Raw genomic sequence first — 19,301 nt, 5'->3', positions numbered from 1 at the left:
ACCGCCACGGCACCGAATGGAAGTTCCGCGCCGTCGGCCAGGGCTACGCCTCCGGCCTGCGCGGCATCGCATCGGACTTCGGCGTCAACGTCTGACCCCAGTCCGTAGCGCAGCACCCCGGACCGGCCCACGCGCACCCCGCGTGGGCCGGTCCACGCATGGGCGGGCCCGCGCGGTCGGCAGCTGGCGGGGGAACCCGGGCGCAATGACAATCGTTGCACTGGCACACACCCCAGCACGAGGAGCCACCCCTTGTCCGCCAGCCCGACGGACCCCCCGGGGCACTGTCCCGGACCATCCCGCCCCACCTCGGCCGCCGCGCACCAGCCGCTCCCCCGGCCGACCGCGGCACCCCGCGGGATGGTGTCCGATGAGTGCCGCGCTCGGCCTGCTCGCCGTCCTCGTCCTGACGGTGGGCACCGGCTATTTCGTCGCCCAGGAATTCGCCTACGTCTCCGCGGACCGGCTCGCACTCGCCCGCGAGGCCGCAGCGGGCGACCGCCGCGCGGCCCGCGCCCTGAAGGTGCTCGAGCGGCTCTCCTTCATGCTGTCGGGCGCACAGCTCGGCATCACCGTGACCGGCCTGATCGTCGGCTTCCTCGCCGAGCCGTCCGTGTCCGCCCTGCTCAAGCCGCTCCTGACCGGCATCGGCATCCCCGACGGCGCCGTCACCGGCATCTCCGTCACCCTCGCCTTCGTGCTCGCCACGGTCGTCCAGATGGTCCTCGGCGAGCTCGCGCCGAAGAACCTCGCCCTCGCCGTCCCCGAGCGCCTCGCCAAGTCCCTCGCCGCCTCCACCCTCGCCTACCTGAAGGTCGTCGGCCCCGTCGTGCGGATCTTCGACGGCGCCGCGAACCGACTGCTGCGCCGCATCGGCATCGAACCCGTCGAAGAGCTGCACCACGGCGCCACGCTCGAAGAGCTCGGCCACCTCATCGGCGAGTCCCACGAGCGCGGCGAGCTGCCCGAGGACACCGCCGCCCTCCTCGACCGCGCCCTGGACTTCTCCGAGCGCACCCTCGGCGAAGTCCTGGTGCCGCGCGTCGACGCCGTCTTCGTCCGCAAAGACGCCAAAGCCGCCGAAGCCGTCGCACTCATCGCCCGGCACGGCCACTCCAACTACCCGGTGCTCGGCGACCACCCCGACGACGTCACCGGCGTCCTGGGCGTGCGCGAGCTCATGCGGACCCCCGCCGACCGCCTCCCCGAAGCAAGTGCCCACACCCTCGCCCGCCCCGCCCTGCTCCTCCCGGAGACCCTCGAACTGCCCGACGCCGTACGGCAGATGCGCGAGCGCGACGACGAGTTCGCCGTCGTCCTCGACGAGCACGGCGGCGTCGCGGGCATCGTCACGTACGAGGACATCGCCGAGGAACTCGTCGGGGACATCGCCGACGAGACCGACCATGTGGTGCGGGTCGCCGTCCGCGACGGCCACGGCTGGCTCGTGGACGCGGGCCGACGGCTCGACGAGGTCGCCGACGCCACCGGCATCCACCTGCCCGAGGAGGACGACTACGACACCGTGGCCGGTCTCGTCGTCGACCGGCTCGGACGCTTCCCCGCCATCGGCGACCACCTCACCCTGGAGCTGCCCGACGGCGCCGCCGTGACCGTCGACGTCCGCTCCCTGGACCGGCACGTCCCCGAGCGCGTGCGCCTGGAGCTCCGGCCCGCCCCCGCCACGGGCACCGACGAGCAGGCCCGCCCCGAGGAGACCCGCCCATGAGCTTCCCCATGGCGCTGTTCGTCACGGTGCTGCTGCTGATCGGCAGCGGATTCTTCGTCGCCGCCGAGTTCGCCCTCGTCGCCGCCCGCCGCCACCGCGTGGAGAAGGCCGCCGCCGAGGGCCGGCGCGGAGCCCAGGCCGTGCTCGCCGGAATGCGCGAGCTGTCGCTGATGCTGGCGGGCGCGCAGCTCGGCATCACCGTCTGCACCCTGGGCCTCGGCTCCGTCTCCAAGCCCGCCATCTCCCACGAGCTCGACCCGCTGCTGCACCGCATCGGCCTGCCCAGCGGCGTCAGCTACGGCGTCTCCTTCGCCCTCGCGATGATCATCGTGGTGTTCCTGCACATGGTGATCGGCGAGATGGCGCCCAAATCCTGGGCCATCGCCCACCCCGAGCGCTCCGCGATGCTGCTCACCCCCGCCTTCCGTACGACGGTCAAGGCCGTACGCCCGCTCATCTGGATCCTGAACAAGGTCAGCAACGCCCTGGTGCGCCTGTGCCGGGTCGAGCCGCGCGACGAGCTGACGTCCGTACACAACCGCGAGCAGCTCACCTACCTCGTCGCCGAGTCCCAGCGCCTCGGCCTGATCAGCCGCGACGACTCCGAGCTGATCACCCGCTCCCTGACCGAGCCGCTGACGCCGGTGGGCGACCTCCAGACCCCGGCCGCCGCCATCACCGCCGTCGACGCCTCGGCGACACCCGAGGACGTGCTGCGCATCGCCTCCGCGCACGACCGCACCCGGCTGCTCGTGCGCGACGGCGCCCGGGCCCTCGGCTCCGTGCACGCGCGCGACGCCCTCGTCGCCCGGGCCCGGGGGCGCGGCACCAGCGCGCGGGAGCTGGCCCGTCCGCTGCCCGAGCTCTCGGCGGACACCACGCTCGCCCACGCGGTCGAACAGCTCCGCCAGCGGCGTGCCTCCCTGGCCGTGGTCTGCGACGACTCCGGCCGCCTGACCGGCCTCGTCACCCTGGACGACCTGCTGGCCCGCTACCTCCAGCCGAAGCCGCCCTGACGGTGGGACGGACGCACGAGATCGCATCGCGCCCCGCGACTCCGGCCCACCCCCCCCCGTACGGAGTACCGCGACCGGATTCCGGTGCCCCGCGCGGGCAGGTGTGCCACGATGCCGAGGCTCGGTAGCTCAACGGGGAGCCTGGGAAGGATGGTTCGTGCGTGCCAACCCGCTGAGCGCGTGGCTCACCCTCGGCCACGGCGCCCCCGCACAGGACGGCGAGGCGGTGAGACTGACGGCCCTGGCGCCCCCGGCCCCGCACGCGCCCGCCACCATCGCCCTGCACCTGGAGCGGGGCCTCCTCATCGGCCAGGTCGACTTCCGCCTCTGCCACGCCTGCCGCACGGGCCGCGTCCAGCAGATCTGGATCAACGAGACCTGGCAACGCCAAGGGCTCGGCAGGCAGGCCCTCCACACCGCCCTCGCCCAGGCGCCCGGCTACCGCTGGCACACGACGACGCAGTCCCGCCAGGGACGCGCCTTCTTCCGCGCCATGTCCGAGGAGACCGGCGTGGAACTCCGCTCCCGCCCCCCTCCCTGCGCCCACCTCATGGGCCGCTACCGACGGCTGTGGCGCCTGGTGCGCGGCGCGTGGCGGTGAATCCGCCTCGCCGGAGTCGGGCTCGGGAGCCGTAGCCGTAGCCGTCGGTCAGCCCGTCGACTCCTCGGGATCGGGATGCTCCGGATGTACGGTGTCGGAGCGTTCCTCCCCGCTCCGCCGGGCCCCGGGCTCGTCCGGGCTCGGCACGTCCTCGCGGTCCACCTGGTCCCGGGCGGCCTCCAACGGATCGTCCTCAGCACCGGCCTGCTGATCGGGAAGGTCGCGCGGAATCGGCTGCTCGCTCTCCCCCGGTGTCTCGTTCCTACGCTCGGTCACGTCACGCTCCTCTTCCGACGGCTCGGCACCTTCGTACGCCCTGGTGGACGTCTGCACGAGGTACCGCGCCGAGAGCCACCGAAACCCCCGCCTGCACGTATTCTCTCTACAGCCCTGTAGAGCGGGGCTTCTGACGAATACTCACAGATACTCAGGCGAAGGAGTGAACGCCGCGATGGTGTTCAAACGACTGCTCGGCTCGCTCGGCGTGGGCGGCCCCTCGGTGGACACGGTGCTGGAGCCCGGTGCGGCACGGCCCGGCGGACCGGTGCGCGGGCAGGTCCACCTCCAGGGCGGCAAGGCGGACTTCGACATCGAGCACATCACGCTGGAGCTGGTGGCCCGGGTGGAGGCCGAGCACGAGGGCGGGGAGCACGAGGGCTTCGTAGTGTTCGACCGGAGCACGGTCGGCGGCGGCTTCCGGCTCGGCGAGGGGCAGCACCACAGCGTGCCCTTCTCCCTGACCCTGCCGTGGGAGACACCTGTCACGGAGCTGTACGGCCAGAGCCTGGGCATCGTACTCGGCGTGCGGACCGAGCTGGCGGTCGCGGGCGGCAAGGACAAGGGCGACCTGGACGCGCTCGCGGTGGGCCCGCTGCCGGTCCAGGAGGCGGTCCTCGAAGCGTTCGGGCAGCTCGGCTTCGGCTTCAGGTCCGCCGATCTGGAGCTCGGACACATCGGCGGCACCGGCCAGCAGCTCCCCTTCTACCAGGAGCTCGAACTGACCCCCGCCCCACGGTACGCCCAGGCCGTCAACGAGATCGAGGTGACGTTCCTCGCCCACCCCGGCGGCGTGGAGGTGGTCCTCGAAGCCGACAAGCGCGGCGGGTTCCTCTCCTCAGGGCACGACGCGGTCGCCCGCTTCACCGTCGGCCACGACGCCGTCGAGCACCAGGACTGGAACGCCGTGGTGGACGGCTGGGTGCGGCAACTCGTCGAGCACCGGGCCTCGTACGGGAGCCACTCCTTCCACGGCGCCCACGCCGCGCCCGCCGCGCACGGCTTCCATGACACCGGTCACGGCTCGCACCGCTCGGGGCCGGGCATGGGCACCGTCGTCGCCGCGGGAGCCGCCGGGCTCGCGGTCGGCGTCGTCGGCGGCATGGTCGCGGCCGAAGTCGTGGACGAGGTCGGGGACTTCTTCGAAGGGGATGAGGAAGAGGAAGGGTGACCAGCGCCCGGCGGGGGGAGCTCGGCTCGGCGCGCCGGGCCCTCCCTCGCCAGCACCGGGCCCTCCCCGTCAGCACCAGGCCCTCCCCCGTCGGCACCGGGCCCCGTCGACACCGAACCCTCCTGTTGGCGTGCCCCCCGCCGCCCGTCAGAGGGGCGTGGCCGCGTGCAGGATCAGCACCATCGTCACCGTCGAGTTCGCCGAGGACATGGCCGAGGCCACCGTCCCCACCGCCGCCGTCCACGCGGCGAGCCCGACGGAGGTGAAGACCGAGGGCCAGCTGCGGGCCGCGGGCGCCGGGCGCAGCAGGGCCGCGACCCGGCGCGGCACCGGCCCCGGGGCGGCGAGCCCGGCGAGGGTCGGGGCCGGGGCACCCCGGGAGACCAGCGCGGCCTTGCCGATCGCGAGCGCCACGGCCCTGCGGTCGCCCACCGCTTGGGCGGCCTCCTCGTCGGCCCATCGCTCGGTGGTGTACGAGACGGCCGTCCGCAGCGGGCGCAGGAAGGGGTTGGCGCGGGCGGCCAGCTGTACCGCGAGCAGCTGCCGGTGGTGCCGGGCGGCGAGGTGGGCCCGTTCATGGGCGAACAGGGCCCGGCGCTGCGGCGCCTGGAGACAGGACAGCAGGCCCTGGGACACCACGATCCGGTCGCGCGCCCTGCCGCCGGGCAGCGCGTACGCGTACGGAACGCGGTCGTCCAGGACCACGACGGTCGTCCCGGGCGCGCCGGTCAGGGCGCGGTGGGCGCGGCGGCGCACCCGGCGGTGCCGCCACAGGGTGCGTCCGCATCCCGTGGCCACCGCGAGGAGGACCGGGATGGCCAGCTTGCCGACGACCTCCTCGCCGGGGACGGCCTCGCGCACCTCGGGATCCGACCAGCCGTCGGGCAGCGGGTTGCCGGGCAGCTGCGCCGTGCCCACCACCATCAGCAGGCCCAGGCTGACCGTGCTGCAGGTCGCCATCACCACGGCCACGCCGGTGAGCAGCCGCGTGGCGAGACGCGGGTGCAGCCGCTGCTCGGCGAGGCGCGCCACCGGCCAGGCCGTCAGCGGCAGCACCAGCGGCAGAAAAATGAAGACCCCCATCAGGCGTCAGTCTTCCCGCCCCGTCTCGGCGTCGCGCAGCAGGTCCCGCAACACCCGTTCGTCCTCGGCCGACAGGGTCGTGACGAAGCTGGCGAGGACCGCTTCGCGGTCCTGCTCCCCGTCGAGCACCTTGCGCATCTTGTGCGCGGCGAGCCCGGCCTCGTCCGACGCCGGGGTCCACACGAACGACCGGCCCACGCGCTCCCTGGTCACCGCCCCCTTGGCGAGCAGCCGGGTGAGGATCGTGATCACGGTGGTGTACGCGAGGTCGCCGCCGAGGCGGTCCTTGACCCAGGCCGCGCTGACCGCATCCCCGGCCTCGCGCAGCGAGGTCAGGACGAGCAGTTCGAGCTCGCCCTGCCCGCGCCGCCGGTGTCGCGCCGCGGGTCGACCGCGTCCGCCGTCCGCCATGCTGAACTCCCTTCGGCCCCGGGCCCCGTATGCGTACCCGTACCCGTCGCTTCCCGAGGCGCGCGCACATCGTACTGATCGACCGGGGGACGAACCGGCCGTCCCGGCCGGATTCCGCCGTGGGCGGCCGCATGCCGCGGCGGCCCACACTTCTACATTGCTGTAGATTTTTGTTCCCGGGGCCGACCCATCGGTCCTCGGGCCATTCAACTGGGGAGTCGAGTATGGGAGTTTCGCTGTGCGGAGGCGGTTGCGCGCCGATCTTCGAGGCCTGTGGCTGACAGCGATGCCTCACGACGAGACGCGCCGGGAGCGCCGTTGCCGCCAGGTCCGCCGGAGACCGGTGTGACCCTTCGTCTGCGCCCGGAGGACCGGGCCGACTTCGCGTGGGTACTCGCCCTCGCCCTGGACGTCACGGAGATCCGCACCGCCCTCGCCCGGTCCCCGGTCGCGCCCGACACGGCGCGGCTCCGGGCCGGGGCGCTGGCCGAGGCGGACGGGATCGCGGCCGCGGCCGACGACGAGTACCGGACATATCTGCGCGCACGCGCGGCCGTGATGCCGCCGCCCCCGCCCGGCGCCCCGCCCGCCGAGGCGTCACCGCCCAGCCGGGGCGCCGGGGCCCTCCTTCCCGCCCTCGGTGTGCTCACCCCGCTGATCTCGGCGGTCGCGGCCGCGGTGTTCCTGCTCTGCGGGTACGGGCTCCGCCTCGCCACGCCCCGGAGCCAGGCGGCGACGACGCTCGTGACCGCGGGCTGGGTGTGCGCTCTCGTGGCGGCGGTCAGCACCGGCGTCGGGCTCTGCGCCCTGCTGGTCACGGCGGTGCGCGACCGCGCGCGGCCGCCGTCCGCCCACCCCCTGCCCGTGCGCAACCCGGCGGCGGAACAGGCCCGTGCAGCCTGGCACCAGGCGCTCCTGGACCGCGGCCTGCTCCCCTACCTGCGCGGACAGCTCACCGTCAGCCCGCCTCCCGCGGACTGACCCCGTACCCCCTCACCGCATCGACGAAAGGCGGCACTTTCCATGTCCACTCCCGTGAACCTCACCAAGGGCCAGCAGATCAGCCTGAACAAGGCCGACGGGGGCGCGCTCACGGCCGTGCGCATGGGGCTCGGCTGGCAGGCCGCGCCCCGCAAGGGCTTCCTGGCGAAGCTCACCGGCAGCCGCGAAATCGACCTCGACGCCTCCGCGGTGCTGTTCGGCGCGGCGAGGCAGCCGGTCGACGTGGTCTTCTTCCAGCACCTCGTGAGCGACGACGGCTCCGTCCGCCACACCGGCGACAACCTGGTCGGCGGCGCGGGGCAGGGCGGTGACGACGAGGCGATCCTGGTCGACCTCGCCCGCGTCCCCGCCCACGTCGACCAGATCGTGTTCACCGTCAACTCCTTCACCGGGCAGACGTTCGCCGAGGTGGCGAACGCCTTCTGCCGTCTGATCGACGAGTCGACCGGCCGTGAGCTGGCCCGCTACACCCTCACCGGCGGCGGCAGCCACACCGCCCAGATCATGGCGAAGGTCCACCGCACCCCCTCCGGCTGGCAGCTGAAGGCCATCGGCGAGCCCGCGTCGGGGCGCACCTTCCAGGACCTGCTCCCGGCGGTCGCGCAGCACCTGTGAGCCGCAGGGGCTCAGGCGCGCAGCCGTACGGGGAGCTCCTTGTGGCCGTTGGAGATGAAGGAGTCCAGGGGCCGCAGCTCCTCGGCGGGGACGGCGAGTTCGATGGCGGGGAAGCGGTCGAAGAGCGCGCGCAGGGCGGTGGTGACCTCCAGGCGTGCGAGCGGGGCGCCCAGGCAGAAGTGCGCGCCGTGCCCGAAGGCCAGGTGGTCCTTCAGGACTCGGGTGACGTCGAAGGCGTCGGCGCTCGGGCCGTGCCAGGCGGGGTGGCGGTTGGCCGCCGCGTAGGAGGCGAGGATCGCCTCGCCCGCCGCGATGGTGCCGCCGCCGGGCAGGGCGATGTCGGTCAGGGCGTAGCGCAGGGGCAGGTGGGCGACCGCCGGTTCGTGCCGCAACGTCTCCTCGACGACGTCGTTCCACCCGGCGCGGCCCGCGCGGACGTGGTCGAGCTGCTCGGGGCGGGTCAGGAGCGCGGTGACGGCCTGGTCGATGACGTTGACGGTGGTCTCGTACCCGGCGCTGATCATCAGCACCAGGGTGCCGCGCAGTTCGTTGTCGGACAGGCGGCTGCCGTCGCCCTCGTCGTCGCGTACGTCGATGAGCAGCGAGGTCATGTCGTCACCGGGAGCGGCCCGCTTCGCGGCGATGAGCTCGTCCACGGTCTCGTACAGGCGGGCGGTGTTGGCGGTGGCCTCCTCCGTGGTGAGGGTGGTGTCGAAGACGCCGTCGACCAGGGCCCGGAAGGCGGGGCGCCGCTCTTCGGGGAGACCCATCAGATGGCCGATGACACGGATCGGCAGCGGATAGGCGAGGTGTTCGCGCAGGTCGACGACCTCGCCGCCGGGTGTCTTCGCCTGGGTGGCCAGGTCGTCGACGAGGCTGGTGACGATGTCCTCGACGGCCGGGGCGAGCGCGGCGACGCGGCGGGCGCTGAAGGCCGGGGCGATCATGCGCCGCAGCCGCCGGTGATCGGCTCCGTAGGCGGTGAACATGTTCTCCACCGCGATCCACAGCGCCAGCGGCCAGGTCGCCACGGTCCGCTCGTAGGCGGGCCAGTGCGCGCGGGCGTTCTTGGACACGTCGGGGCTGGTCAGCAGCGTCTTGAGCAGGTCGGGGTCGGTGACGGCCCAGGCCGTCACGCCGAGGACGTCCACGCGGACCGCGGGCCCGTGCGCGCGCAGGCGCCGGTCCTCGGCGTGGCGCTGGTTTCCGGTCGGGTCGAGCACGATCGGCTGGGCGGTCATACCGGTCTCCTTCAGCGGCGGAAACGAGGCGCGAACGGCCAGGCTATGCCGCCCGGGGCGGTGCGCGTGCTCCCCCGGCGAGGATGGCCGGGGGAGCACGCGCACCGCGCCTCCGCCTAGGCGGAGGTGAAGGTCCGTCAGCCCGTGCGGCCGAGCAGGTAGGCGTCGATCCTGCGCCGGGGCTCGGGGAGGGTGTAGAGCCAGTGGCCCACGGTGTCCACCGTGTGCAGCGACGCGCGGGGGAAGGACCGTGCCATGCGGCGCGCCCCGGCCAGGGGTGTCGCCATGTCGTCCGTGGCGTTGACGACCAGGACCGGCGGCAGGTCGCCCTTGGCCCGGGTCGGCCGGGGCTTGGGCGGGACGGTCCAGCCCTGGCAGGCGAGGACGAAGTCCAGGGCCTGGGCGTTGTAGCGAACGTGCGGGGCGGCCTTCGCCACGCGGTCGCGGATGGCCCGGTAGTGGGCGTAGTCCCGGATCCGGTAGTCCTCGTCCCGGCACAGCACGAGCCGGGCGACGGGGTCACCCGCGCTGTCGGGCCAGTTGACCTCGCCCTTTCCGGTGTGCAGCGCGGCGAGTTGGCGTGCGGTCTCCTCCGGGCTCCAGCCGCTGAGTGCCGCGCTGAGGAACGCCGACAGCTGGTCGGCACTGACCTTCTCGCGCGTCGGCCCCGTTCTGCCCGGGTCGCGGAGGGTGCCCGCGTCGGCGCGGGTGAACAGCTTGTCCGTCACGGCCGCGAGGTCCTTGCCCTGGAGGGCGCAGGAGGCGTTCTTCGCGCACCAGGCCGCGAGCCGCTCAAGGGTGTTGTTCAGTGAGACGCTGCCGTCCATGAGGGTGCGCTCGGCGCTGGGCCGGTCCGGGTCCATCGCGCTGTCGAGGGCCAGGGCGCGCAGCCGCTCGGGGAAGAGCCGGGCGTAGCGCTCGCCCAGGAACGTGCCGTACGAGTGGCCGATGAAGCTGATCCTGCGTTCGCCGAGGGCGGCGCGGATCGCGTCCATGTCGCGGGCCACGCTCTCCCCGTCCATGTGGGCGACGAGCGGTCCCGTGCGCCGCAGACAGCTCTGCGCCAGGCGGCCGTTGAGGGTACGAAGGCGCGCGAACTCGGCCGCGTCGCGGGGGCGGGCCGGGATCTCGTCGAGGATCGAATCGTCGCAGCGGGCGCCCTCGCTGCGGCCGATGCCGCGCGGGTCGAAGCCGACCATGTCGAAGCGTTCGCGGATGGCGGGGTCGTAGCCGTCGTACGGCTCGTCCGCGTAGAGCGCGTCGTCGGCGCCGGGCGCGCCGGGGCCGCCCGGGTTCGACATCAGGACGCCGATCCGCTGCGCGGGGTTCGAGGCCGGGTAGCGCGCGACGAAGAGCCCGATCTTCCTCCCCTTCGGCTTCGACCAGTCCAGCGGCACCTTGACGGTCGCGCAGCGGGCCTTGGGGCTCGGCGGACGACCGGGCGGATCGCTTTCCTGGGGGCAGGAGCCCCAACTGATCGAAGAGGCGGGGGGCGTGGCGCCCGGCCCCCGTGCGACGGCGGCGCCGGACGCGGCCGGGGAGGCGGTGGCGACCACGGTGACGGTGGCGCTCAGGGCGAGGAACGCGGTGAGGCCGCACCGTCTCGCGGGTGAGTGGGTGTTCATGCGCGTCACTGTGGCGGGCGCGCGTGATGGGGTATCTATGCCCTCATGATGAGAACGTAACAACGCGTCGGCGTCGTACGGGCGTTGCGGGGCACGGGCGTTGCGCCGCACGAGCCTTGCGGGGCACGAGCCTTGCGGGGCACGAGCCTTGCGGGGCACGGGCGTTGCGGGGCACCGGCGCGCGACGCGCCGCACCGCACGGCCCGCGGCGCGGCAGCACGCGAGCCCCGGGGCCGGGGGCAAGGGGCTCAGTCCGTCTCGGGCGGCCAGTTCTGCCGCCAGAGCCCGCGGCCCACGATGTGCTGGATCTCCCGCACGAACTCCCGGCGCGCCTGCTCCGACACGTGCCCGCGCGCGACCAGCCAGGTGAACCGGCCCTGGCTCTCCACCGGGATCACGACCCTGCCGCCCGGCAGCTGGTCCACGAACTCCATGTCGAACTCCGCCAACGGCTCACCCGACTCGCCCGGCTCACCGGCCAGCTGCGCGTGCTCGTCTGCCATTCCAGCCCCTCACGGCCACACTCGTCACCGCCGCACGGCCGCAGCCGCGAGCGGTTGGTATCCGACTGCGCCCCCCAGGCGGCGGATCACCGACTGTGCCACACCGCACCTGGGACGGGCCAGAGCGAATCGCCGTACGGCGCCCCGCACTACCCCGGCGCGCCCTCGCTCCGCGCGCGCCTGCGGGCGAACGTCTCGGCGATGTCGGCCAGTTGCCTGCGCTCGGCGTCCGTCATCTCCTCGATGTGCGCGGCCAGTACCCGTGTCGTACGGTCCTCGCTCCACACGTACGAGGTCATGCCGAGGAACTGCGCCGCCGCGGCCTCCTGGAGCACGCGCAGCGGCAGCGCGAGACCCACCGCCAGGGCGCGGAGCAGGGCCGGGGGCGGGGCGTCGATCGGCCGCCCCTTCTCCACCTTGGCGATCCATCCGAACCGGGCCCGCTCACCGGCCTCCGGATCCACGGCCCGGGCCTCCAACTCCCGGAGGCTGATGCCCAGCTCGGCCCGGCGCTCGCGCACCAGGTCGTTGAAGTCCATCCGTTCCTGCTCGCCCATGAGGCTCATCCTGCCTGCTCGTCGGCCTGCCCATGCCTATGCCGTGCGACGCGCAAACGCCACCCCCGCGCCAGGGGGCGAATCCGGAAAGCTCTGTGTGCCTGCGTAGACATCCTGTATACGAGAAGAACACATCCGAGGGGCAGTCAACGCCGACGAAAGGAGTGCCGATGCCGTGGGCTCAATTCGATGCGCGGTTCCCATGGAACTGGAGGGTGCGATTCCTGTCCGACGGGGCCTTCCGCCTGTACGTCTCCGCGATCTGCTGGTCGGCGGAGAACCTCGCCGACGGCGTCATCACCCCGGGCGAGCTGAGACAGGTGGTCGACACCCGGGCGCCGCGCCGACAGGCCGAGGAACTCGTCGCGGCCAAGCTCTTCGAGGAACTCCCCGGAGTCGGCTGGCGCATCCACGACTACCACGACTAGGGCCTGTTCTCCGGGTCGGCGTCACGCCCCCGCGGGCCGCACCGCCTTCCGCCCCGCCCACGCCCTGATCGCCTAGACTCGGCGCCCATGGCCAGGTACTTCGACGTGCATCCGGACAATCCCCAGCGGCGCAGCATCACGAGCGTGGTGGACGGCGTCCGCTCCGGTGCGCTCATCGCGTACCCGACGGACTCCTGCTACGCCCTCGGCTGCCAGCTGGGAAGCCGCGACGGCATCGCACGGATCCGGACGATCCGCAATCTCGACGACCGGCACCACTTCACCCTCGTCTGTGAGAGCTTCGCCCAGCTGGGACAGTTCGTACGGCTCGACAACGACGTGTTCCGCGCCATCAAGGCGGCCACTCCGGGCAGCTACACCTTCATCCTGCCCGCCACCAAGGAGGTGCCGCGCCAGCTGCTGCACCCCAAGAAGAAGACCGTCGGGGTCCGGATCCCCGACCACTCCGTCACGCAGGCCCTCCTCGCCGAGCTGGGCGAGCCGCTGCTCTCCAGCACCCTGCTCCTTCCCGACGAGGAGGAGCCGCTGACCCAGGGCTGGGAGATCAAGGAGCGCCTCGACCACCAGGTGGACGTGGTCCTCGACTCGGGCGACTGCGGTACGGAGCCGACGACCGTGATCGACTTCTCCGACGGCGAGGCCACGATCGTGCGCCGGGGGGCGGGCGACACCGCGCGCTTCGAGTAGCGCCGGGGGGCTCCCCCCCCCGACGCGACAGCCTCCCGATCGGGCCGTGATCGGCCGGATGTCATCTATTCACGGGCGAGTACATGCCAATACCGTGTGCGGCCTTCGTGCTGTCGGGGGGTCTCTCGGGGGGTCTGGTGAACCGTCTCCGTGCGGTCGTTGTCTGCCTGGTGCTCGCGTGTGCCGCGGTGGTGTCGCCGATCGCCACCGCGGCACCGGACACGACGGCGGGATCCGGCTGGTCGGCGCTGCCGGTTCCGGCGGCGGCCCCGCCGGTGACCGTGAAGGACCTCGCCGCCCGCGGACCGCGCGACGTGTGGGCGACGGCCTACGAACACACCGCCGACGGGCTGCGGCCGCTGCTGTACCGGTGGGACGGCACGGCGTGGAGCCGCGACACCACCTTCCCCGGCGCGGGCGAGCCCGGCTGGCTCGGCAAGGTGCAGTTCGTCGGCGACGAGGTGTGGATCTTCCACAACCGCGCGGGGTCGGGGGAGATCCTGCGCAGGTCGGCGGCGGGAACCTGGAGCGCCGTGCCGCTGCCGCAGACCCTGTGGACCTATCAGGACTTCGCCGCGGTACCGGGCGGCGCGTGGGTGGTCGGTGAGGACTCCACCGGACTGAAGGTCCTGCACTACGACGGCTCCGGCTGGACCACGCGGTCCACCCCGGACGATGTGCTGTTCCTGATGGGAATCACCGCTCGTACGGCCGACGACGTCTGGGCCTGGGCGGACAGGCGGACCGGCGGGATGGCCGTCCTGCACTGGGACGGCACGGCGTGGCGGGACGCGAAGGTGCCCCTGCCGACGAACGGCAACGTGCACACGATGCTGCTCGAACCCTCCGGCCGGGCCACGATCGGCGGCAGCCAGTACACCGACGGCGTGGGCCGCACCTACCTGATGACCTTCGACGGACACGCCTGGCGCACCACCTACCCGCCGCTGGGCGACACCTACACCGAAGGCATGGTGCGCGGCCCGGACGGCGCGCTGTGGCTGCCGGTGCGCAGCGACCGCGCGTTCCAGTCGAAGTACGCGCGGGTGGGCGGCTCCCGCACCACCTTCTCCTACGGCCCCAAGCGCACCAACGCGATCGACGTCAATCCGCGAGCCCTGGTGAAGGCCGGGACCTCGCTGCTGTCCCTCGGGACCGTCGAGATCTACGGCTCGAAACCGAACCTGATGAGCGAGCGCCGGGGAGGCTGACCATGGCACGCAGACTGCTCGTCGCGGCCCTCGCGGTCGCCCTCACCCTCCTCACCGGCCTGAGCCCGGCCGCGGCGGACACCGCGTCCTGGCAGCACGTCCCGGTCCCGGCGCAGGTGCGCCCGCAGGCCGCGCTGAACGAGGCCGTGGCGCTGGGGCCCGACCGGGCGTGGGCGGTGGGCGCCGACGCCGTCGGCCGCTCGGCGCCCGGCTTCCCGCTGCTGTTGCGCTGGGACGGGACCGCGTGGCAGCGCCAGGGCCTGCCCGGAGCGCGCTGGCAGGGAGAGCTGCTGTCCGTCGCCGCGACCGCGCCGACCTCCGTCTGGGCGGTCGGCCGCGACACGGCGGGCGCCGCCCGTCTGCTCCGCTTCAACGGCACCGCCTGGTCCGAGCGTCGGCCGCCCCGCGGCGTCGCCCTGACCGCAGTCGTCGCCGGAGCCGGTGAGACCTGGCTGATCGGTAAACGCGACGGCGCGCAGGCCCTGCTGCGCCACGACGGGCACGGCTGGCAGGACCTGCCGGTGCCCCCGGGATCCGTGTTCGGCCTGCACATCAAGGCGGCCGACGACGTCTGGGCCGCGGGCTCGAGCGACTCCGCCGCGGCCGTGTCGCACTGGAACGGCAAGGAGTGGCGGCAGACAATCGTGGACGGCTTCCCGCGGTCGGCCGTGGGCAGTGTGCTGGCCGTCTCGCCCACGGAGGTGTGGGCGGGCGGCACGGCCGGGTTCGTCGGCGGCCCGCCGGGCAAGCCGATCCCGCCGCTGCTCGTCCGCTTCGACGGGGAGAAGTGGAACCGGGTCGCCCTGCCCACCACCTTCGGCGCGGTCAACTCGCTGGCGCCCACCGCGTCCGGTGAGCTGGGCTGGGTGGCGGTGGTCCGCTCGCTGAAGTGGGCCCCGCCGGGCAGCAATCCGCCGTTGATACCCGGGCCAGACTTCCTCGCCTGGAACGGTCAGTCGTTCAGCGAGTACGACGAACCGGCGGTGGCCGGAGAGAGCGACTCGGCGGTGCTGCGCCTGGCGGCGGTGCCCGGCACGACGACGGTGTGGTCGGTCGGCCGCGCCGGTGGCCCCGAGAGCACCTTCGCCCCCCGCATCCAGCGCTTCGGCTGAGCCCCAGCCGTCCCCCGGCCCAGCCGGAGCGCGTCCACGCCGACGGGCTCGTGCGGCACCGGGCCCGGGCAGCGCAGCGGGCCGCCGGGAGGAGGTGCGGCGGCCCGCTGGGGCAGGGAGGGGCGGGTGGGTGTCAGCCGTTGCCCGCGCCGTTGCCGGACAGGGCCGAGATGTCGTCCGCGAGGTGCGAGAGCGGCTCGTCGCCCTTGGCCTGGGTCGAGTTCTCAGCGCACTGCTGGTTCTGCGGCGCCGACAGGATCGGGATGTCCTGGACCGCGACCGGGACCAGGAGGCCCACGATCGACCCGGCGTTCACCTTGACCGGCACGCCGAAGCAGGGCTTGTTGAGCGAGCCCTGGACGATCGAACCCTGGAGGCTCATGTCGCCGTGCGTGGCGGAGTTGCCGAACGCCTGCGACGCGCCGTTGCCGCTCTTCGACGTAGTGCCGTGGTCGTCGCCGATGGCGCTCGCGGCGGGCGCCACCGCGCCGACCATGCCCACCGCGGAAGCCGTGACCGCGGTCGCGGCCATAACCTTCTTCAGCACAAGGTTTCCCTTCTCATAAGCCGTGGCTCAGCCCCTGTCCAGGAGCACCATGGGTAACTGCCGCGGCGGGCAGGGGTTGCTCGACTTCGCTCGGACGGCTCAGCGGCGGCGGCTCCAGGGGCGCGGCGGACCGGGCGGAGGCCGTGTGCGGCTCAGCGCCAGCCGAAGCGGCGGTCGACCTCCGCCGAGAACTCCTCAAGGGTCAGCACCGCGTCCCCGTTCTGATCGGCGGCGTCGAACAGTGCCGAGGAGTCCTCGGCGTCCCCGAGCCCCCAGAACGGCAGGTCCCCGGACGCGGCCAGGGACGGGCCCTTGGTCCGCAAGGCGGTGATCACCTCCTCGCGGGTCAGGGTCCCGTTGTGGTCGAGGTCCAGTGCCTCGAACAGCTTCCGGGCCTTCTCACTCATCGCGTCATCTCCCTCGTCGGCGGGCGAGCCCGGCCCGCCTTGCTCGTGAACGACAACGTATGCCGCCCGGCGCCGGTTCCTGCGCCCGCCCGCGCGGGGTCTCAGGCGCCGCGGCCCGCCCGGGCATAGTGCTCGGCCACCGCGTGGAAGGACTCCTTGGGCTCCCAGTGCCAGCGCGCCGTCGGGTCGTCCTCGGTCCCCCAGATGGGCTTGGTGAGGCTGTAGCTGGCCATGTCCAGGTCATAGCGCCGCTCGCGGCGGTGCGGCATCTCCGGGGACACGAACTCGTACGCCATCGCCGCGTGCAGGTTCATCCGCTCGAACACGTCGAGGACCTGCGTCAGATACCGCGCCTGGACGCGTTCGCTGCGCCGCAGGCCCGGGCGCACCTCCGGCTTGGGCTTGCTGTAGTCGATGCTGTTCCAGCCCATGCCGCCCGCCTCGGGGGCGCCCCGGAACGTGCAGGTGCCGAACTCGGTGATGGCCACGGGCTTGCCCCACTTCCGGTAGGGGTCGAGCTCCTTGTAGTAGCCGCGCGGGTCGGCGAAGTAGGAGTAGTAGTTGACGCTGACGATGTCGAACAGGCTCCAGTCGACGACGTCTTCGTGCGCGCCTCCGTACGTCACCGGGCCGTGGAAGACGCGCCGCGCGGTACGCGCGGCCAGCGGGATCAGCCGGTCCAGCTTGCGCTGTGCCTCCTTGGGGTCCCAGTTGCCCTTGAGCATGTTCTCGATCCGCTCCAGGGCGTCGTCCCCGGGCGCGATGCCGGGGACGAACAGGACGAACTCGCAGCCCACGCTGAGGTAGACGCGGGCGCCCTGGCGGCGCAGCCGTTCGGCCTGCCTGCCGGTCTCGGCGAGGTGGTCGAGGATCTGGCGTTCGGGCACGTCGCCCAGGCGCGGCTGGAGCCATACGTGCAGGCCCTGCTCGGCCGCCTCCGCGGCCGTGGCGGCCATGCGCTCCACGCCGGTGCCGTAGACCACGACCGAGTTCGCGTGCAGCGCGCGCCTGATGCTCCGCAGGTCGGCGCGCATCCGCCGGGCGTTCCAGCTCGTGTGGGGCGAATCGCCGTCGCCGCACTCGTACATGACGCCCCGGTACGTCAGTCCGCGCCGGGCGGTGGCCGTCGGCTCGGTGCCGGGGCGGGGCGCGGCCGCGGCCGGTGCCGCCGCCAGGGCCGGGCCCGCGAGCGCGGCGGCGCCCGCCGCCGCTGCCGCGCCGACGAGGAACCCTCCTCTGGTCATGCCCTCGTTCCGCTTCACGTGCTCCCCTTCGTCGCGGTCGGACCGTTGCCCGGTCGGATCGCCCCCAGCTTCGGCCGTCGGTGGCGTGCCGCTCATCGGGCTTCGGTCCTGTCCGCCGTAACCAAAGTCGGCATCGCCGGGGCGCGGGGACGGCCGCAAGCCGACGGCCGACCGATACTTCCGGGCCGGGCCCGCGCCCGGCGGCCCGTCAGATGTTCATGCTCGATACACATACATGCCCCCCGCGCGTGGCAGGGACGGCATCGACCCCCGTGATGTTCACCGACGACGCACCCCGTACGTCACTCCCCTCGCCGTCCACCACACCCCTACGGAGCCACGCATGGACCGCAGAACCCTTCTCACCGCGAGCGGCGGCGCCCTGGCGACCACCGCCCTCACCCCGCAGGCCTACGCCGCCCCCGCCGCGCACACCGAGCGGTGGTTCGGCCGGGACCCCGTACGGTTCAACGTCATCAGCGACATCCAGGGCGACCTGGGCGACTTCGGCCGCGCCCTGGACGACATGGCGGCCGTCAACCCGCGCAGCGCGGGCCTCGCCGTCGCGGGCGACATCACGCCGCGCGGCTACGACTTCGAGTACGCGCAGGTCACCGCCGAACTCCGGCGGCACTCCCACCCGCGCACCATGTCCTGGGCGATCGGCAACCACGAGTTCTACGTGCCGAAGTGGCGCGACCCCGACACCCTCGCCCAGGACACCTGGCCCAACGGCACCACCGAGGACTCGCTCTTCCGCAGCTTCTACCGGTTCGCCGGGCGCGGTTCGGTGCACGCGGAGACCTCCTTCGGCGGCATCCCGGTGCTCGCCCTCGGCACTGAGCGGTACGCGCACTTCCACGACCCCAAGCTCTGGGACGAGGTGTGGCTCAGCGACGCGCAGTTCGCCTGGCTTGAGGACCGGCTCTGGCACTGGTCGCGCCGCCGCAAGCCCGTCATGGTCATCACCCACCACCCGCTGCCCAACACGGTCTCCGGCACCCGCAACAAGCTCTACGCGAGCGACTACCTCCAGGCCGACCGGCTCCTTGACCTGCTCGGCCGCCACCCCGACGTCTTCCTCTTCTCCGGGCACACCCACTGGGACCTCGACCTGTCCGACTGGGTGGTGCGCCGGGTCGTGCCGGGCACCGCCAACCTCCACGGGTTCACGGTGGTCAACACCGGGGCCATCCAGACCGGTTACCGCGACGACGGCAAGGGCGGCGAGGTCGCCGTCGAGGGCTCCTTCAACCAGGGCCTCCAGGTCGAGGTGCACCGCAACTCCGTCGTCATCAAGGCCCGCGACTTCGCCCGCCGCACCTGGCTGAAGCAGTTCACGGTGCCGCTGAGCCGCTGATTCCTTCGGCCCCAGGGGGCGCGCCCGAATCCCGGACGGCCGGTCGGGCGCGCCGCTTTCCGCACGACCGAGCGGGCGCCCCTTAGGGATTCCGAATCGGGGCACGACACCTGATCAACCCCCATACACGGGAGTCCACTTCCCGCCCGGGCCGCACCCCACCCCAACTCCTGCCGGGACGGTGGCAGTTGCCCTCGGGGTGAGGCAGTCCCGCAGCCAGTACGGCGACGCGTCCGGACGGCCGTCTCGTCGCCAGGACAGCGGCAAGTCGATCGCGGAGTCGAAAAGGCGGCGCTGGACGAAGAATGGGCGAAGGCGGGGCTATGGTTGGCCATCATTCCTTTCCGTACGCGGCGCTTTCGGTGACCACCTCATTCCGTTTCGGCTCTCCCCGCGACTTCCGCTGAGATCTCCGCGGGGAGCCGTACGCGCGCCACCGCACCGCCCTTTTCAC

The 19,301-nt window shown here is 73.0% G+C and carries 22 protein-coding genes; 12 read left to right on the top strand and 10 right to left on the bottom strand.

Annotated elements, in window-relative coordinates:
• The 4 genes from ACIG3E_RS39605 to ACIG3E_RS39590 all read left to right on the top strand — a co-directional run.
• A partial coding sequence (locus tag ACIG3E_RS39605) for a TerD family protein (protein WP_361847963.1) occupies positions 1-95 on the top strand: 95 nt, incomplete at its 5' end.
• Between the two features lie 275 nt (positions 96-370).
• Positions 371-1,729, top strand: coding sequence for a hemolysin family protein (locus tag ACIG3E_RS39600; RefSeq protein WP_399625802.1), 1,359 nt, complete (start codon positions 371-373; stop codon positions 1,727-1,729).
• Positions 1,726-2,745 carry a hemolysin family protein gene (locus ACIG3E_RS39595; protein ID WP_399625800.1) on the top strand — a complete coding sequence of 340 codons (1,020 nt, stop codon included), beginning with the start codon at positions 1,726-1,728 and terminating at the stop codon, positions 2,743-2,745. Before ACIG3E_RS39600 ends, ACIG3E_RS39595 begins: the two co-directional genes overlap by 4 nt.
• A gap of 157 nt (positions 2,746-2,902) precedes the next feature.
• Entirely contained in the window at positions 2,903-3,346 is a 444-nt protein-coding gene (locus tag ACIG3E_RS39590; RefSeq protein WP_399625798.1) for a GNAT family N-acetyltransferase, read from the top strand.
• 48 nt (positions 3,347-3,394) lie between these two features.
• Here the strand turns inward: ACIG3E_RS39590 and ACIG3E_RS39585 are convergent, their stop codons facing one another.
• Positions 3,395-3,622: a hypothetical protein gene (locus ACIG3E_RS39585; RefSeq protein ID WP_399625795.1), complete on the bottom strand. Its 228-nt coding sequence runs from the start codon at positions 3,620-3,622 to the stop codon at positions 3,395-3,397.
• A gap of 175 nt (positions 3,623-3,797) precedes the next feature.
• Between ACIG3E_RS39585 and ACIG3E_RS39580 the strand changes: the two genes are divergently transcribed.
• Positions 3,798-4,793 carry a sporulation protein gene (locus ACIG3E_RS39580; RefSeq protein ID WP_399625793.1) on the top strand — a complete coding sequence of 332 codons (996 nt, stop codon included), beginning with the start codon at positions 3,798-3,800 and terminating at the stop codon, positions 4,791-4,793.
• Positions 4,794-4,940: 147 nt separating this feature from the next.
• Here ACIG3E_RS39580 and ACIG3E_RS39575 read toward each other — a convergent pair whose 3' ends face one another.
• Both ACIG3E_RS39575 and ACIG3E_RS39570 read right to left on the bottom strand, forming a co-directional pair.
• Positions 4,941-5,876: a M56 family metallopeptidase gene (locus tag ACIG3E_RS39575; RefSeq protein WP_399625791.1), complete on the bottom strand. Its 936-nt coding sequence runs from the start codon at positions 5,874-5,876 to the stop codon at positions 4,941-4,943.
• Between the two features lie 6 nt (positions 5,877-5,882).
• The gene (locus ACIG3E_RS39570; protein WP_399625789.1) at positions 5,883-6,287 is read right to left on the bottom strand and encodes a BlaI/MecI/CopY family transcriptional regulator; all 405 of its coding nucleotides are present in this window, start codon (positions 6,285-6,287) and stop codon (positions 5,883-5,885) included.
• Between the two features lie 345 nt (positions 6,288-6,632).
• On the opposite strand from ACIG3E_RS39570, the gene ACIG3E_RS39565 reads away from it, so the two are divergent.
• Together ACIG3E_RS39565 and ACIG3E_RS39560 are read left to right on the top strand one after the other, a co-directional pair.
• A complete protein-coding gene (locus tag ACIG3E_RS39565) occupies positions 6,633-7,268 on the top strand; it encodes a hypothetical protein (protein ID WP_399625787.1) in 636 nt (211 codons plus the stop codon).
• Positions 7,269-7,310: 42 nt separating this feature from the next.
• Positions 7,311-7,904 (top strand): TerD family protein, encoded by a 594-nt coding sequence (locus tag ACIG3E_RS39560; RefSeq protein ID WP_399625785.1) that lies wholly within the window; start codon positions 7,311-7,313, stop codon positions 7,902-7,904.
• 11 nt (positions 7,905-7,915) lie between these two features.
• Here ACIG3E_RS39560 and ACIG3E_RS39555 read toward each other — a convergent pair whose 3' ends face one another.
• The 4 genes from ACIG3E_RS39555 to ACIG3E_RS39540 form a co-directional block, all read right to left on the bottom strand.
• Entirely contained in the window at positions 7,916-9,145 is a 1,230-nt protein-coding gene (locus ACIG3E_RS39555) for a cytochrome P450 (protein ID WP_399625783.1), read from the bottom strand.
• A 137-nt stretch (positions 9,146-9,282) separates the two neighbouring features.
• Complete coding sequence (locus ACIG3E_RS39550) at positions 9,283-10,770, bottom strand: alpha/beta fold hydrolase (RefSeq protein ID WP_399625781.1); 1,488 nt, start codon at positions 10,768-10,770, stop codon at positions 9,283-9,285.
• A gap of 248 nt (positions 10,771-11,018) precedes the next feature.
• Positions 11,019-11,273 carry a hypothetical protein gene (locus ACIG3E_RS39545; RefSeq protein WP_399625779.1) on the bottom strand — a complete coding sequence of 85 codons (255 nt, stop codon included), beginning with the start codon at positions 11,271-11,273 and terminating at the stop codon, positions 11,019-11,021.
• Positions 11,274-11,422: 149 nt separating this feature from the next.
• On the bottom strand, positions 11,423-11,830 hold the full coding sequence (locus tag ACIG3E_RS39540; protein ID WP_399625777.1) for an XRE family transcriptional regulator: 408 nt from the start codon (positions 11,828-11,830) through the stop codon (positions 11,423-11,425).
• A 215-nt stretch (positions 11,831-12,045) separates the two neighbouring features.
• Between ACIG3E_RS39540 and ACIG3E_RS39535 the strand changes: the two genes are divergently transcribed.
• The 4 genes from ACIG3E_RS39535 (at position 12,046) to ACIG3E_RS39520 (ending at position 15,289) form a co-directional block, all read left to right on the top strand.
• A complete protein-coding gene (locus tag ACIG3E_RS39535) occupies positions 12,046-12,258 on the top strand; it encodes a hypothetical protein (RefSeq protein WP_399625775.1) in 213 nt (70 codons plus the stop codon).
• 87 nt (positions 12,259-12,345) lie between these two features.
• The gene (locus ACIG3E_RS39530) at positions 12,346-12,966 is read left to right on the top strand and encodes an L-threonylcarbamoyladenylate synthase (protein WP_399625773.1); all 621 of its coding nucleotides are present in this window, start codon (positions 12,346-12,348) and stop codon (positions 12,964-12,966) included.
• Between the two features lie 137 nt (positions 12,967-13,103).
• Positions 13,104-14,177 (top strand): hypothetical protein, encoded by a 1,074-nt coding sequence (locus ACIG3E_RS39525; RefSeq protein WP_399625771.1) that lies wholly within the window; start codon positions 13,104-13,106, stop codon positions 14,175-14,177.
• A gap of 2 nt (positions 14,178-14,179) precedes the next feature.
• Positions 14,180-15,289 (top strand): hypothetical protein, encoded by a 1,110-nt coding sequence (locus ACIG3E_RS39520; RefSeq protein WP_399625768.1) that lies wholly within the window; start codon positions 14,180-14,182, stop codon positions 15,287-15,289.
• A gap of 133 nt (positions 15,290-15,422) precedes the next feature.
• On the opposite strand, the gene ACIG3E_RS39515 is transcribed toward ACIG3E_RS39520, so the two are convergent.
• The 3 genes from ACIG3E_RS39515 to ACIG3E_RS39505 form a co-directional block, all read right to left on the bottom strand.
• Positions 15,423-15,836 carry a rodlin gene (locus tag ACIG3E_RS39515; protein WP_399625766.1) on the bottom strand — a complete coding sequence of 138 codons (414 nt, stop codon included), beginning with the start codon at positions 15,834-15,836 and terminating at the stop codon, positions 15,423-15,425.
• 152 nt (positions 15,837-15,988) lie between these two features.
• Positions 15,989-16,243 carry an EF-hand domain-containing protein gene (locus ACIG3E_RS39510; RefSeq protein ID WP_366792923.1) on the bottom strand — a complete coding sequence of 85 codons (255 nt, stop codon included), beginning with the start codon at positions 16,241-16,243 and terminating at the stop codon, positions 15,989-15,991.
• Between the two features lie 101 nt (positions 16,244-16,344).
• On the bottom strand, positions 16,345-17,505 hold the full coding sequence (locus ACIG3E_RS39505) for an abortive phage infection protein (RefSeq protein ID WP_399625764.1): 1,161 nt from the start codon (positions 17,503-17,505) through the stop codon (positions 16,345-16,347).
• A 325-nt stretch (positions 17,506-17,830) separates the two neighbouring features.
• On the opposite strand from ACIG3E_RS39505, the gene ACIG3E_RS39500 reads away from it, so the two are divergent.
• Positions 17,831-18,847 carry a metallophosphoesterase family protein gene (locus ACIG3E_RS39500; RefSeq protein ID WP_399625762.1) on the top strand — a complete coding sequence of 339 codons (1,017 nt, stop codon included), beginning with the start codon at positions 17,831-17,833 and terminating at the stop codon, positions 18,845-18,847.
• The last annotated feature ends 454 nt before the right edge of the window (positions 18,848-19,301 follow it).

Origin of the sequence: Streptomyces sp. NPDC053474 (assembly GCF_044544845.1) — a bacterium.
Lineage (GTDB): Bacteria > Actinomycetota > Actinomycetes > Streptomycetales > Streptomycetaceae > Streptomyces.
This window is presented reverse-complemented; position numbering and strand designations above follow the sequence as displayed.